Annotated in this window: 13 protein-coding genes and 1 riboswitch; of the genes, 1 reads left to right on the top strand and 12 read right to left on the bottom strand. The window is 71.0% G+C overall.

Annotation, left to right across the window (positions count from 1 at the left end):
* Positions 1–17: 17 nt before the first annotated feature.
* The 12 genes from RZ1_RS17615 to RZ1_RS17560 all read right to left on the bottom strand — a co-directional run bounded on the left by RZ1_RS17615 (position 18) and on the right by RZ1_RS17560 (position 11,053).
* Positions 18–1,403, bottom strand: a complete 1,386-nt coding sequence (locus tag RZ1_RS17615) for a class II 3-deoxy-7-phosphoheptulonate synthase (RefSeq protein WP_072813861.1) — start codon at positions 1,401–1,403, stop codon at positions 18–20.
* 58 nt (positions 1,404–1,461) lie between these two features.
* Positions 1,462–1,953, bottom strand: a complete 492-nt coding sequence (locus RZ1_RS17610; RefSeq protein ID WP_072813796.1) for a polyadenylate-specific 3'-exoribonuclease AS — start codon at positions 1,951–1,953, stop codon at positions 1,462–1,464.
* 69 nt (positions 1,954–2,022) lie between these two features.
* Positions 2,023–2,826 (bottom strand): lysophospholipid acyltransferase family protein, encoded by an 804-nt coding sequence (locus RZ1_RS17605; RefSeq protein ID WP_072813795.1) that lies wholly within the window; start codon positions 2,824–2,826, stop codon positions 2,023–2,025.
* A 130-nt stretch (positions 2,827–2,956) separates the two neighbouring features.
* Entirely contained in the window at positions 2,957–3,937 is a 981-nt protein-coding gene (locus RZ1_RS17600) for an ROK family protein (RefSeq protein ID WP_072813794.1), read from the bottom strand.
* Between the two features lie 15 nt (positions 3,938–3,952).
* Entirely contained in the window at positions 3,953–4,393 is a 441-nt protein-coding gene (locus RZ1_RS17595; RefSeq protein WP_072813860.1) for a hypothetical protein, read from the bottom strand.
* Positions 4,390–5,595 (bottom strand): ArsA family ATPase, encoded by a 1,206-nt coding sequence (locus RZ1_RS17590; RefSeq protein ID WP_072813793.1) that lies wholly within the window; start codon positions 5,593–5,595, stop codon positions 4,390–4,392. Before RZ1_RS17590 ends, RZ1_RS17595 begins: the two co-directional genes overlap by 4 nt.
* A gap of 29 nt (positions 5,596–5,624) precedes the next feature.
* The gene (locus tag RZ1_RS17585; protein ID WP_072813792.1) at positions 5,625–6,062 is read right to left on the bottom strand and encodes an SRPBCC family protein; all 438 of its coding nucleotides are present in this window, start codon (positions 6,060–6,062) and stop codon (positions 5,625–5,627) included.
* A gap of 99 nt (positions 6,063–6,161) precedes the next feature.
* Entirely contained in the window at positions 6,162–6,551 is a 390-nt protein-coding gene (locus RZ1_RS17580; RefSeq protein ID WP_218020466.1) for a polyketide cyclase / dehydrase and lipid transport, read from the bottom strand.
* Between the two features lie 108 nt (positions 6,552–6,659).
* On the bottom strand, positions 6,660–7,787 hold the full coding sequence (locus tag RZ1_RS17575) for a glycosyltransferase family 4 protein (protein ID WP_072813790.1): 1,128 nt from the start codon (positions 7,785–7,787) through the stop codon (positions 6,660–6,662).
* A gap of 107 nt (positions 7,788–7,894) precedes the next feature.
* The gene (locus RZ1_RS17570) at positions 7,895–9,241 is read right to left on the bottom strand and encodes a hypothetical protein (protein ID WP_072813789.1); all 1,347 of its coding nucleotides are present in this window, start codon (positions 9,239–9,241) and stop codon (positions 7,895–7,897) included.
* A 39-nt stretch (positions 9,242–9,280) separates the two neighbouring features.
* Positions 9,281–10,327, bottom strand: coding sequence for a C40 family peptidase (locus RZ1_RS17565; protein ID WP_218020465.1), 1,047 nt, complete (start codon positions 10,325–10,327; stop codon positions 9,281–9,283).
* 156 nt (positions 10,328–10,483) lie between these two features.
* Complete coding sequence (locus RZ1_RS17560; protein ID WP_072813788.1) at positions 10,484–11,053, bottom strand: C40 family peptidase; 570 nt, start codon at positions 11,051–11,053, stop codon at positions 10,484–10,486.
* Positions 11,054–11,063: 10 nt separating this feature from the next.
* A riboswitch (cyclic di-AMP (ydaO/yuaA leader) is annotated at positions 11,064–11,229 on the bottom strand.
* Between the two features lie 495 nt (positions 11,230–11,724).
* Between RZ1_RS17560 and RZ1_RS17555 the strand changes: the two genes are divergently transcribed.
* Entirely contained in the window at positions 11,725–13,497 is a 1,773-nt protein-coding gene (locus RZ1_RS17555; RefSeq protein WP_072813787.1) for a DEDD exonuclease domain-containing protein, read from the top strand.
* Positions 13,498–13,514: the final 17 nt, after the last annotated feature.

Below are 13,514 nucleotides of genomic sequence, written 5' to 3'. Positions count from 1 at the left end.
GTCGTCGACGGCTCGGGTCAGCCGCGCAGCATCTCGGCCACCAGGAACGCCAGCTCGATGGACTGCTGGGTGTTCAGACGCGGGTCGCAGGCGGTCTCGTAGCGGCCGTGCAGGTCCACGTCGGAGATGTCCTGGGCGCCGCCGAGGCACTCGGTGACGTTCTCACCGGTGAGTTCGACGTGGATGCCACCGGGATGGGTACCGAGCGCGTTGTGCACCTCGAAGAATCCCTGCACCTCGTCGACGATGCGATCGAAGTGGCGGGTCTTGTAGCCGGTGGACGACTCGTGGGTGTTGCCGTGCATCGGGTCGCACTGCCAGATCACCTGGTGCCCGGTTGCCTCGACCTTCTCGATGATCCCGGGCAACAAGTCGCGCACCTTGGAGTGGCCCATCCGCGAGATGAGGGTCAGCCGTCCCGGCTTGTTGGTCGGGTCGAGCCGTTCGACGTACTCGGCGGCCTGATCCGGCGTGGTGCTCGGCCCGATCTTGAGGCCGATCGGGTTGGCGAGCAGTTCGGCGAATGCAATGTGCGCACCGTCGAGCTGGCGGGTGCGGTCACCGATCCACAGGAAGTGCGCAGACAGGTCGTACAGGCGCGGGTGCCCATCGGTATCGTCCAGGCGCAGCATGGCGCGCTCGTAGTCGAGCACGAGCGCCTCGTGGCTGGCGTAGATCGTCGCGGCTCGCAGGTTCGGGTCGACGACGCCGCACGCATCCATGAATCGCAGTCCGCGGTCGATCTCCGAGGCGAGTGCCTCGTAACGGGCGCCGGCCGGAGACTTCGACACGAACTCGCGGTTCCAGTCGTGGACGCGGTGCAGGTCGGCTTCGCCGCCGGACGTGATCGCGCGCACGAGGTTCATCGCCGCGCTGGCGTTGGCGTACGCGCGGACCAGCCGTGACGGGTCGTGGTTGCGGACCGCGGCGTCGGCGACGATCGAGTTGACCATGTCGCCGCGATAGGACGGCAGCCCGAGCGCGTCGGTGTCCGACGACCGCGGCTTGGCGTACTGCCCGGCGATCCGGGCGACCTTCACCACCGGCAGCGATGCACCGTAGGTGAGCACCACGGCCATCTGCAGCAGCGTGCGGATGTTGCCCTTGATGTGGGGTTCGGTGTTGTCGGCGAACGTCTCGGCGCAGTCGCCGCCCTGCAGCAGGAAAGCCTCACCGCGCGCCACGGCGGCGAGCTGGTCCTGCAGCTCGATCACCTCACGCGGCACGGTGATGGGCGGCACGCTCTCGAGCACGGTGCGCATCGCCGCCGCCTGATCCTGCGGCCAGTTCGGCTGCTGCAGCGCGGGCTTGGCGAGCGCGGCATCGAGCTGCTCGCGCATCTCGTCCGGCAGCGGGGGCAGTTCGGGCAAGCGGTCGATCGGCACGTCGACAGTCCAGTTCACACCCACCAGGATATTGCCCTGGACCGCCCGAGGTCACGCACCCCCGAAACCGGCGGGTTCACCGGGTGCGTCGGGCTGCTTCGATCGCCTCGAACTTCGCGAGGTTGTGGCGGGCGTCGGCGAGCGCGTCGTGATTGTCGTCGGGCACCGGCGGCAGGAGCGGACGTCCGTGCTGCTCCCAGTGCTGGCGCAGTTCCCGGGTGAATCGCGGCAGAGCGTCGGGCAGCTCGGGCATGGTGCCCCACAACTGTGCAAGGACGACGTGGTCGTAGGCGCCGATCCAGGCCCACAGTTCGGGTTGGATGCCGGGCCGGGGAATCAGGAACGCGAGCAGGTCGTCGCGGATCCTGGACCGCGGCTTCCACGCGGGGTGCGCGTCGGGGGGAAGTTTCGGCAGCACGTTGCGCCGCACCCAGGGTCCGGCCCGTTCGGGATCGAACTCGTTGGACACCGCGTAGAACTCACGGCCGTCTTCACAGGCAACACCGATCGACACGAGCTCGATGGTCCGACCATCCTCGATGAACTCGCAGTCGTAGAAGTAACGCACGTGCGGACATTATGCCCGATGGGTTCGGGCGGCAATGATCCGCATCGGGTCCGGCGCCCGGCGCCGGTTTCAGCCCGCCTGGGTGTCGGGGAGGCGGTCGGCGTCGGGAGTGGTCGGCGCCTTCGACGCGGAACCGGCGTCCCCCTCCCCTGCATTCTTCGGTGCCCCTGCGTTCTTCGGTGTCGCTGCCGTCTTCGTCGGCGCGGCGTTCTTCACAGTTGCGGCGTAGATGTCGACATACTCCTGGCCGGACAGTTGCATCAGCGCGTACATCACCTCGTCGGTGACGGTACGTTCGACGAAGCGGTTGCCGCCCATGCCTTCGAAGCGGGAGAAGTCGATCGGCTCTCCGATCCGCACGGTGATCTTCGCCGGCCGCCACATCTTCGAGCCGATCGGATTCATCTTGTCGGTGCCGACCATCGCGACGGGGATGACCTTCACACCGGTTTCCAGGGCCAGGCGCGCCATGCCGGTCTTGCCCTTGTAGAGCCGTCCGTCGGGTGAGCGGGTGCCCTCGGGGTAGATACCGAGCAGCTTGCCCTGGTCGAGCACGCGCACACCGGCGTTGAGCGCGTCCTGCGCGGCGTCGGCGCCGGTGCGGTCGATGGGTACCTGGCCGACGGAGGAGAAGAACCAGCGCTGAAATCCGCCCTTGAGGCCGGTCCCGGTGAAGTACTCGCTCTTCGCAAGGAACGTGATGCGGCGGCGCACCATCAGCGGCAGGAAGAACGAATCGAGCACGGCCTGATGGTTACTCGCGAGGATCGCCGGTCCGTTCGACGGAATATTCTCTCCGCCTTCGATTTTCGGGCGCCCCATGAGATACAGCAGCGGCCCCAGCAGAACGTACTTGAACAGCCAGTACCACATGGCATCCCTTCCTTGTCCCGCCCGCACCACCACGACGCGCTCGTCGATCGACTCTACGTGCACGGGGTGTCGACGTGCACACCGTGACCGTCACACACGCGAGGTCACACCGATGGACGTGACCAGCATCTCAGTCGGACGGCCCGATCCTGCCGGCGTGGGCCGGGCCGCGGGCGAGATCCGCTGCCCCGATCAACCCGGCCGCATCCCCCAGGTGCGCGGCACGGATCCGCGCGAGCGGGCGGTGCCCGGCACCGGTGAGGGTGGTGGCGTAGTGATCGCGGGCGTCGTCGAGGAACAGGGATGCCGAACCGGACACGCCCCCGGCGACGACGACGAGCTCGGGGTCGTAGATGTCCGCGACGGCCGCCAGTCCGATACCGAGCCAGCGGGAGAACTCGGCCATCGCGGCGACAGCGAGCGCATCGCCGTCCTGGGCAGCGCCGGCGATCCGGCGCCCGGTCAGCGCACCGGGATCGGCGGCGGCCTCGCGGGCGAGCAGGGAACGACCGCGGATCGTCGGCAGCAGGTCGACGGCGGTGTCCACGAGTGCCGTGCCGCTGCAGTACCGCTCCCAGCATCCGCGTTTGCCGCACGCGCAGGTCCGGCCGTCCGGAACCACCTGCAGGTGCCCGAGCTCCGGGGCGACGCCGTGCGCGCCGCGGTAGATGCGGCCGTCGAGGAGCAGCGCCGCACCGATGCCGGTGCCGATCGCAACGAGGACCACGACGTGCCCACCGGCGGCGGCACCGAATCGGAACTCGGCCCACGCCGCGGCGTTCGCGTCGTGCTCGAGGACGACGGGCATCGCGAAACGGTCGGCGAGCCGCTGCGCGACCGGTGCGTCCACCCAGGCCAGATGGGGGGCGAACAGCACGGTCCGGCGGTCGACGGCGAGGAATCCGGCCACGGCGAGCCCGACCGCCGCAACGTCGTTGCGGTCGGACAGGTAGCGGACCACGTCCGCGAGCGCATCCTCGAGCACGTCCGCCGACGCCGGGGTCGCCGCGCGCACCGAGTCGACGATCGTTCCCGAGCCGTCCACGACCGCGGCGCGGATGCTGGTGCCGCCGACATCGATACCGATCGTCAGCCGGTCCGGTGCTGCCATCGATTCCCCTACGGATCAGGGCCGGATCGTGACCGGGATGGACACGAAGCCGCCGCCCCGGTCGGCCGGTTCGGACGGCGGAGTCGACTCCGGTCCGCCGGGGTCGGCCGGTGCCGGGAGGTAGCGGGCGAGCAGTTCGCGGATCAGCGCGATGATCGCGGCGACCTGGGTGGCGAGCCGGGTGAGCAGCTCGTGTGATTCGCCGCGCACCAGCGCCGCGATCGCGCAGACCGGGCACCAGTCGCACCCACCGGACGGCGCGGGCGCCCCCGCTCCGGGAGCATCGGCGCCGGGAGCATCGGCGCCGGCCGCACCGGTGTCCGTCGGCTGGGGATCTTGTGCAGCCCCGGCTTGCTGAGCAGCCGCGTACTGCTGGACGACACGGTCGACGCGGTCGAGGACGGCCTCGGCGAGCAGTCGCAGCTCGCCGACGAGGGCGTCGTGTTCGGAGCTCACTGCGGCCACACCGCCGGATCCGGGACGAACCGCACGAGAAGGTCCCCGCCGTCGAACTCGGCGCCGGAGACCGTGCACCGCCGCAGGCCCGAGGCGAGCCGGACGCGGCGGCGGATCCCGTCGGCTCCGACGATGAGGTCGTCGTCGACCCGTCCCAAGGTCAAAGTTGCCGGATCTGCCAGCGGAAGATGCATCCGCATCGTGTACACCGAATCCACCCCCGTCCCCGATTCGTGCTGCACTCGCACCGGGCTCGTGTCGCCGGCCGGCGCCCCCCGAAGATTCCGGTCGTCCCGGTACAGTGCCTGCGCGAGCTCCCCGAGAGACGCCAACCCTACCGGTTCCGCGGCCTGCTGCTCACATTCGAGGACCGGCACGTCGCCGACGGCGGAGACGATCTCGTCGAGGACCGCCCGCTGCGCGCTGCGCTGCGCGTCGAGCCAGTCCGCGGCGGCTCCGGTGCCGGCACCGAAGTCGGGGACGAGACCGTTGACGATCACGCTGTCGAGGCGCAGTCCGGACAGTGCCGTCCACGACCGGAGCCGACGCAGCTCGGCCGCGCCGACCCGGTCTGCGGTTCCGACGAGGGTCACCGACGTGCACGTCCGATCGGCAAGCAGATCCCGGATCTCCCCGATCCGGTCCAGCACGCGGTCGAACAGCGCGACGACCAATCCCAGCCGCAGGTCCGGGCCGGTGGCGGCCTCGATTCTGCTGTGCTGCGGCCAGATCCGTTCGACGTAGTCGGCGGCCATCCGGGGAGCGGCCAGTGTGCCGAACGCGGCGGCGGCCGACGGACAGTCGACGACGATCGTGCGGCGGTGGTCGTCCGCGGTCAGCCGAGCGATCTCGTGGAGAGCGAGAACCTCCTGGACGCCGGGCACTCCGGTGATCTCCTCCGGCGCGGGCAACGCGAACCCCTCGGGGTGTTCGTGTCCGCTGCCGGCGGCGGCGAGCAGCGCCGCCAATGCCCCGAAACGCTGTTCGAGCAGGGCGAGCGAGTCGATCTCGAGGACCTCGAGACCGTCGGCGACGGGCCTGACCACACCGGGCGCCCGTTCGAGGCCGAACACGTCCGCGAGCGACGGCGCCTGGTCCAACGACACCAGCAGCACCGGGTGCTGTGGGCTCGCGGCCCCGACCGCGGTGGCGGCGGCGACCGTGCTCGTACCGGCGCCGCCCTTGCCGACGAAGAGTCGCAGGCGGGTCGCGGCCTGGTCCTCGTGCCCGCTCAGCCCTCGACCTGCTTCTTGAGTTCCTTGAGCGCGGTGTCGGTGATCACCTTCTCGGCCTTGCGCTTGAACAGGCCGATCATCGGGATCGTCAGGTCGACGGTCAGTTCGTAGGCGACGGTGGTGCCCCCGTCCGGCGAGTCGAACAGCGCGTACGTCCCGGACTGCGCCTTCTGGATCTCACCGGACTCGAGTTCCCAGCTCACCGAGCGTCCGTCCGATGACCACACGTAGCACAGCACGTACGTGTCCTTCACGATGCCCGCATCGAGCACGAACCGGACACGCTCGGCACGACCGTCCGGGAACGTGTCGAGCACCTCGACCGATTTCGCGGCCGCGACCCAGGTCGGGTACTCGTCGAAATCCGCGATCACGGCCATCACCCGATCGGCCGGAGCAGCGATGGTGATCGACCGCTTGGTCTTCTCGGCCATGCGATGACGCTTCCTTTCCGTCTGTTCCGCCCGGCCTACTCCCCGGGACGGTTGTCTGTCCCCACACCGTAACGGTCGCGGCCGCCCCCGGCCGACCGGTCAGCCCTGCGGGGGCTCCCCCGCGGCCCGGCCGGCCTCCAGCTGCCTCTTGACCTCGAAGACCATCTTCTTTCCCGCGACCCGCCGCTCCCGGTTCAGCTCCGCGAGGTCGAGCAGCCCGACCCGGTCGGGCGCGATACCGGTCGGTTCACAGTGCAGGAAGTAGTGGACTATGGCGCCGTCGAGCATCTCCTCGAGCCACACTTCCATCGTCCCGTTCAGCGGACCGGTGACCGTCCAGCGAATCCCCTTCTCGCCGCGGTCCTCCCGGACCGTGAGTGCCAGGTCGGGCCACCAGACACGCCACCGGTCTCGGCGTGCGACGGCCGCGGCGATGCGCTCCGGCGCCGCGGCGATGAAGGTCTGGTCCGCCACCTGAATGCTGCTCACGGGGGACAGCTTCACATATTGCCGTGCCCGGCCCACTGCGGGGTGCCCGGCTGCTCGCCCGCGGCGTCGCCGGACCCGGGCCCGTTCCCGCTCACCGAGCGGGAACGGTCAGCTCAGGATCCGGCGCAGCTTCGCACCGAGGGTGTCCCAGCGCCATTCGGCCCCCACCCACGCGCGGCCCGCGGCGCCCATTGCGGCGGCGCGGTCACGGTCGGCGAGCACGTCGGCGATCGCGTCCGCGATCCGGGAGACGTTCGTGCCGTCGACGACCCGGCCGGTTTCCCCGTCCCGCACCGTCTCCGGGGCGCCACCGGATCGTCCCGCCACGACCGGGACACCGGTCGCGGACGCCTCGAGGTAGACGATGCCGAGCCCTTCGACGTCCAGCCCGGCGCCGCGGGTCCGACAGGGCATGGCGAAGACATCGGCGATCGTGTGATGTGCAGCGAGCTCCGCGGCGGGGACTCCCCCGGTGATCACGACGTGTTCCTCGACGCCGACCCGAGAGACCAGTTCGCGCAGCCGTCCCTCGTAGGGGCCGCCGCCGACGATCACGAGCACCGCACCGTCGATGCGGCGCCGAATCTGCGGAAGCGCCCGGATCAGCATGTCCTGGCCCTTGCGGGGCACCAGCCGCGACAGGCACAGCACCGTGGGCCTGTCGCCCAGTCCGTACCGGGCGCGTAGTTCGGCGCGCGCTGCGGGATCGGGCCGGAACACCTCGGTGTCCACGCCCGACGGCAGGTGTTCGAGTCCGGCCTCCGGCCCGAACGCCGACGCGAACCGGCCGCGGGTGTAGCGGCTGACGAAGGTGATGGTGTCGGTGCCGTCCCCGATGCGGCGCAGCGCGCCACGCGCGCCCGGCAGCATCGACCAGCCGACCTCGTGTCCGTGGGTGCTGGCCACGATCTTCCGCGCCCCGGCGCGCCGCAGTACCGGCGCCAGCAGGGCCAGCGGCGCTGCCGCCCCGAACCAGACGCTCTCGCACCCGTGCTCGGCGAGCAGCCGTGTTGCGCGGCGCGCGACCATCGGGGTGGGCAGCATCAGGGTCGTGGGGTGACGGACCACCTCGAACGGCTGCCGGGCGTCGAACTTGATGTGGCTGTCCCCACGCCACCGGGGTGCGTAGACCACGAGGTCCTCGGGGGGCAATTGGGCCGCGAACGACTGCAGGTACGACTGGATGCCACCGGGCCGGGGCGGAAAATCGTTCGTCACCAGCAATGTTCGAGGCATGGCATTCACCGTATCGGTGCGGGTCCGGCCGCCGGACGGGCGGGTCCCTGTGCCTGCACAGCGGGTCACCGTGCCTGCACAGCGGGTCACCGCGCGGGCACTGCCGGTCACCGCGCATGCGACGCCAGGCGGCTGTCGACCCAGCTTCCCCATGCGGCGACGAACGCGCCGGTATCGGCGCCGAGTACCTCCATCAGCGCCGCGTCGAGTTCTGCCCCGTCGACCGGTCCGCGGGCGAGTCGCCGATACAGCTCGGTCAGCCGCACGGGCCCGTAGTCGTCCGCGATGTACGCAGCGAGCGACCATGCCGTCTCATAGGCGAGCAGGGAGCGTTCGCCGGCGAACTCGGTGTCCCCCGGCAACGCCGCCGGGGCGCCGTTCCGGGTCACGGTGTCGGTGAGCGTCGGCGCCGTCCGGCCGAATTCCCCGTCCGCACCGCGGTATCCGACGTAGTCGGCGTATCCCTCGAGCATCCACAGCGGCGAGCCGTCGACGGTGTGCGCCCGGGCGGCGATATGGGTGAGCTCGTGCCGCAGTACGGTCCGCAGGCCCTCGGCGGTGAGCCTGTCACCGGCGGCGGGACTGAACACGATCCGCTGTCCGGTGACGCTGCCCGCGCGCGGATCGACCACATCGGACACCGCGACCGCGGCGATCGCGGCGCCGTTGTGTCGGTCACCGACCTGCTGAGTGAATTCGTCGTGGGATGCGGTGACGAGCACGAGGCCCCTCCGGGACCAGTCCGCTCCCCAGACCTGATCGACCGCGTCGACGGCCGACTCCATCTCCCCGGCGATCGCGTCGACGAGCGCCTGCTGCTCGGGGTGGCCGATCACCAGCGACCTCCCGCCGGAGCGCTGGGCCACGGATTCGACGACGAGCGGCCCGAAGTCCCACGGACCGCGCCAGGTGACCCGGCCGGGGCCGGGTTCGTCGTCGACGAGGTACCAGCCGTCGTCGCGGCGCACCACGACGACGGTGACCGGCTTGCGGGTCGACTGGGTATCGATTCCGTCGATCGCGTAGCGCAGGTATACCGTGCGCGTCTGCGCCTCTGCCCGGCCGAGCCGGGCCGCGACGTCGGCGGATACCGGGGCGATCTCCGGACTCAGCTCGTACCCCCAGTCCGCGAGCGGCACCTGGGACAGGGCGGCGGCTCTGCGCAGTTCCGCGTCGAGGAGGCCGGGGCGGGCGTGTTCGTCGACGAGCGTGCGCAACGTGTCCGCATCGTCGGTCCGGACCGCGACCGCCCAGGTGTCCAGCAGTGCCTGGATCTCATCGTGCGCTGTGTCGGCGTGCTCGGTGTCGGCCTGCCCGGAGTCCGGGGTCGCCTCGTCCGGCGTGAACAACACCAGCAGTGCGACGAGGGCCACCACGACGGCGAGCCCGACGACCGCGAGCCGCTCCCAGCTCCGGGGCGCGGACGCTCGCGTCGAAGGTGAGGATTCGGGCACGGCGGACAGTGTAGGCGGCGGCCCCGCCGGACAGCGGTGTCAGTAGCGGCGGGCGCTGTGGAACGGGAAGCTGTCCACCGACTGGACCTTCACGGGAACGCCGAACGTCGACGCGTGCACGATGTTGCCGTCACCGGCGTACAGGCCCACGTGGGACGCGTCGTCGTAGAAGATCACCACGTCGCCGGGCTGCAATTGGTCGCGCGCGACCGGGGTGCCGCCCTGGGCCTGGGCCTGGCTGGACCGCGGCAGGTTCTTCCCGACCTGCCGGTACGCCCACACCACCAGGCCCGAGCAGTCGAACTGATCGGGTCCGGTCGCGCCCCATACATAGGGGTCGCCGATACGGGTCATCGCGGCCCGCAGGGCAGCGGATCCGGTGCCCGGGGCGAGCTTGGACAGGATCGTTGCGGCGTCGAGGCCGGGCGGGAACGGGGTGCCGGCGAGCACGGCCTTCTCGTCGTCGCTCAGGGCCGCGAACGCGTCGTACACGTCCCCGATCTGTTTCTGGAGGTCGGCCTGCTGCCGCTCGAGGTCGTCGCGCAGCGTCCGGGCCTGCTCGGCGGCGGTCCGGGCGGCGTCGGCGGAACGTTCGGATGCGGCCGCAGCCTCGACCGCGGCGTTGTTCGCGACGCGGTAGCCCTCGACGTCGTCGGCGGTCTGCTGGGCGATGACGCCGAGCGCCGACATCTGGTCGAGCAGCTGCTGGGGGGAGTCGCTGACGAGGACCGAGTACAGGCGGTTGGTGCGGGCGCCGCGGTAGTTCGCGGCCGCGAGCTTGTCGATCGTGGGCCGGAAGCGGTCCACCTCGGCCTGCGCCTGTGCCAGGACACCGAGGTCGGCGGCGAGGCGTGTGTCGGCCTCGCGTTCGGCGGCGTGCTTGGCGTCGAGGTCGATGACGGCGTTGTGGAGTGCTTCGTTGGTCTGTTCGGACCTCCGGGACAGGTCCGCGAGATGTTCGAGGGCGGCCGTCGGGTTGTCGACGGCCGGGTCGGCGGCGGCGGGAGCGGCTGTCAGACCCACCACGAGGAGCATCCCGGCTGCGAGCCCGGTGCGCAGCGTCCGCTTCGTCCTGTCGAAAACCACGAGAGCGACGTCCTTTCCCCAAAGATCTCGATCAGGTTACGGAACGGCATAGGTTTGTGTCTACCCGGCAGTAGCCGACTTCACCGGGTACCGGAAACGCCGCGAGGGTGGTACCGGCCAGCAGCCGGACCACCCTCGCGGGTCGATTCCCTGCGATCAGAAGCGGCGCGCGCCGTCGACCGGCATCGAGTTCAGCGGGGCGATCTTCACCGGCTGACCCGAGGTGGAGGCGTGGACGATGTTGCCGCCACCGACATAGATGCCGGTGTGGCTGCCGCCGTAGAACGAGACGACGTCACCGGGCAGCAGCTCGGCGATCGACACGGCGCGACCCGCACCGGCCTGCTCGTAGCTGGTGCGCGGCACGTTCAGACCGGCCTGCTTGTAGGCCCACTGGACCAGCCCGGAGCAGTCGAACGAGCCCGGGCCCGTGGCGCCGTAGACGTAGGGTGCACCCAGCTTGGTCTGCGCGGCATCGGCGGCGCGCTGGCCGACCGAGGTGTAGGGCGCGGTGAACTGTGCCGGGGCGGCCTGCGGCGCCTGCGGGATGAGGTTGGTGACCTCCGGCGGCAGGGCGACGCCGGCCGGCAGCTCGACGTTGCCGATGCCGGGGATGTTGATCGGTGCGGCCAGGGCAGGGCCGGCCGAGAGGGTCAGGGCGCCGAGCGAAAGGGCTCCGGCGACGACAGCGCGACGAACGTTGCGCGTGGACTTGTGAAACGCCACGGGGTGTTGCTCCTTCTTCCGTCATCCGCCGACCGAGTTAGCTGACGGGTTCGGGCCGGGAAGATCAGCCCTACCCCTCGGCCGCTGTGCGACCGGAGGGGATTCACCCCAGGTAACGAGTGGGTCCCCGGCACGGGCACCCGATCTCGGGTGCGCCGATTAGGCGGTGGCCTAGCGGCTCCGGTCCGGTGGGCCGGCAAACTCTCCGCTTGGTCTCGAGAAGATTACGAAATGGCATCGGCGACTGTCGACCACGCCGCGTCCCCGATGTCCGATTCGGGCGTTGCAGGGGGTCCGGGACGGACGGCAGCACACGCTTGATCACGAAGCGATAACGACCGCCCGTCGTAGGCCTCCCGCGACCGCGCCCCCACCCGGCGATCCCGCGCCCGCCGGCGGTGCCGCCACAACCACATCTCCGCAGGTCGAGCACCCATACCGGACGCAGTCACCCGAGGATCGCCGATGGCGTCTCGCCGCCCCTCACGGCCACTCCGCGAGGCGGCGCGCCCCTCCCGTGCGACGACCCGCCACCGGCCCTCGACGGCCCTCCCGAAAAACGATTGTGATCCTCGTCTCTTCGGGCTTCCGAATCGCGCCGAACGGCGGGTCCGCGACAGCCGGGGCCGCCCTCCGAGAGCGTGTCGGTGCCGCTTCCTAACCTGACCTCCATGACGTCCCCGCTCCGGTCCGGCCCCCCGCTCCCGGCCGGCGTCCAACTCGCCTTCGACGAACTGGACACCCCGCTGCGGGACACCACGTTCGTCGTCGTCGACCTCGAGACCACCGGCGGCAGCGCCGAGAACGACGCCGTCACCGAGATCGGGGCCGTCAAGGTCCGCGGCGGCGAGGTCATCGGCGAGTTCGCCACCCTCGTCGATCCCGGGCGCGATATCCCGCCGGCGATCGTCGAACTGACCGGGATCACCACGGCCATGGTGCGGGCCGCGCCGCGCATGGAGCAGGTCCTGCCGTCCTTCCTCGAGTTCGCCGCGGGTTCGGTGCTGGTGGCCCACAACGCGGGATTCGACGTCGGCTTCCTGCGCGCGGCCGCCGCGCGCAGCGACACGACCTGGCCGCGGTTCCCGGTGGTGTGCACCGTGAAACTCGCGCGACGGGTGCTCGGGCGCGACGAAGCGCCGTCGGTACGGCTGTCCGCCCTCGCCGATCTGTTCCACGTCTCCACCCGGCCGACACACCGCGCCCTCGACGACGCCCGCGCCACCGTCGACGTTCTCCATGCCCTGATCGAAAGGATCGGGAACCAGGGGGTGCACAGCCTCACCGAGCTGCGCGACTACATTCCGGCGATCAGCTCGGAACAACGGGCCAAACGCTCACTGGCCGCACACCTGCCGCACCGGCCGGGCGTCTACCTCTTCCGGGGCCCCTCCGACGAAGTGCTCTACGTCGGCACGGCGGTGAACCTGCACCGCCGCGTCCGCACCTACTTCACCGGTTCCGAGACCCGCCCGCGGCTGCGTGAGATGGTCGCGCTGACCACCCGCATCGATCACGTCGAGTGCGCGCACGGGCTCGAGGCCGGCGTCCGGGAACTGCGCCTGCTCGCCGCACACACTCCCCCGTACAACCGGAGGTCGAAGCATCCGACGCGCGGCTGGTGGATCAACCTGTCCGACGACGCCTTCCCCCGGCTCGTGGTGAGCCGCACGCCCGGCGTCGACGCACTGGGGCCGTTCACCGCGCGCGTCGCCGCCACCGAGGTCGCCGCGACGCTCGCCGAGGTGTGCGGGCTGCGCACGTGCACCCGCCGGATCCCGCGCACGGGCCGGCACGGCGACCGATGCCCGCCCGAGGCCGTCGGAGGCTGCAGCGCCGCCCCGTACGGCCTCCAGAGCGCCGACCAGTACGCCGCGCAGGTCGCCCTGACGCGCGACCTGCTGCGCGGCGGCGACGACACCGCCCTGATACGGCTGCGCGACCGCATCACCGACCTGGCCGTCACCGAACTGTTCGAGAACGCCGCGCGGCTGCGGGATCGCGCCGCCGACACCGTGCGGGCGCTGCGGCGCACCCAGCGGCTGGCCGCACTCGCCGCCGTAGACGAGTTGATCGCGGCGAAACCACGCCCGGAGGGCGGCTGGGAGTTCGCCGTCATCCGCGCCGGAAGGCTCGCGTCGGCCGGGATCGCCGCGCGGCATGTGCCTCCGATGCCGGTGGTGGAGGCGATCGCGGCGGCCGCCGAAACTGTCCGCCCGACCGCCGCCCCGCTGCGTGGCGCTGCGGTGGAGGAGATCGGCCTGGTCGCCCGCTGGCTCGACGGGGACGGGATCCGCATCGTCCGGACCACGCACGGCTGGGCCGAACCGGCCCGCTCGGCGGGCGCGTGGATGCACTGGGCGGACAAGGCACGGGACGCAGCGGACGGGGCCGGCGCGGACCCTGCCACGGGGCCGGCGTCGCCGGCGACCGGCACCTTCTAGGCTGAGCACACCCGCGA

Origin of the sequence: Rhodococcus zopfii NBRC 100606 = JCM 9919 (assembly GCF_001895025.1) — a bacterium.
GTDB classification, from domain to species: domain Bacteria; phylum Actinomycetota; class Actinomycetes; order Mycobacteriales; family Mycobacteriaceae; genus Rhodococcus; species Rhodococcus zopfii.
Note: the sequence above shows the minus strand (reverse complement) of the source record. Positions and strands in the feature narration are given on the sequence as shown.

Coding starts and splice junctions, on each gene's coding strand:
- RZ1_RS17605 (WP_072813795.1), bottom strand. CDS start 2,826: ATGTGGTACTGGCTGTTCAAGTACGTTCTGCTGGGGCCGCTGCTGTAT.
- RZ1_RS17600 (WP_072813794.1), bottom strand. CDS start 3,937: ATGGCAGCACCGGACCGGCTGACGATCGGTATCGATGTCGGCGGCACC.
- RZ1_RS17585 (WP_072813792.1), bottom strand. CDS start 6,062: ATGGCCGAGAAGACCAAGCGGTCGATCACCATCGCTGCTCCGGCCGAT.
- RZ1_RS17575 (WP_072813790.1), bottom strand. CDS start 7,787: ATGCCTCGAACATTGCTGGTGACGAACGATTTTCCGCCCCGGCCCGGT.
- RZ1_RS17555 (WP_072813787.1), top strand. CDS start 11,725: ATGACGTCCCCGCTCCGGTCCGGCCCCCCGCTCCCGGCCGGCGTCCAA.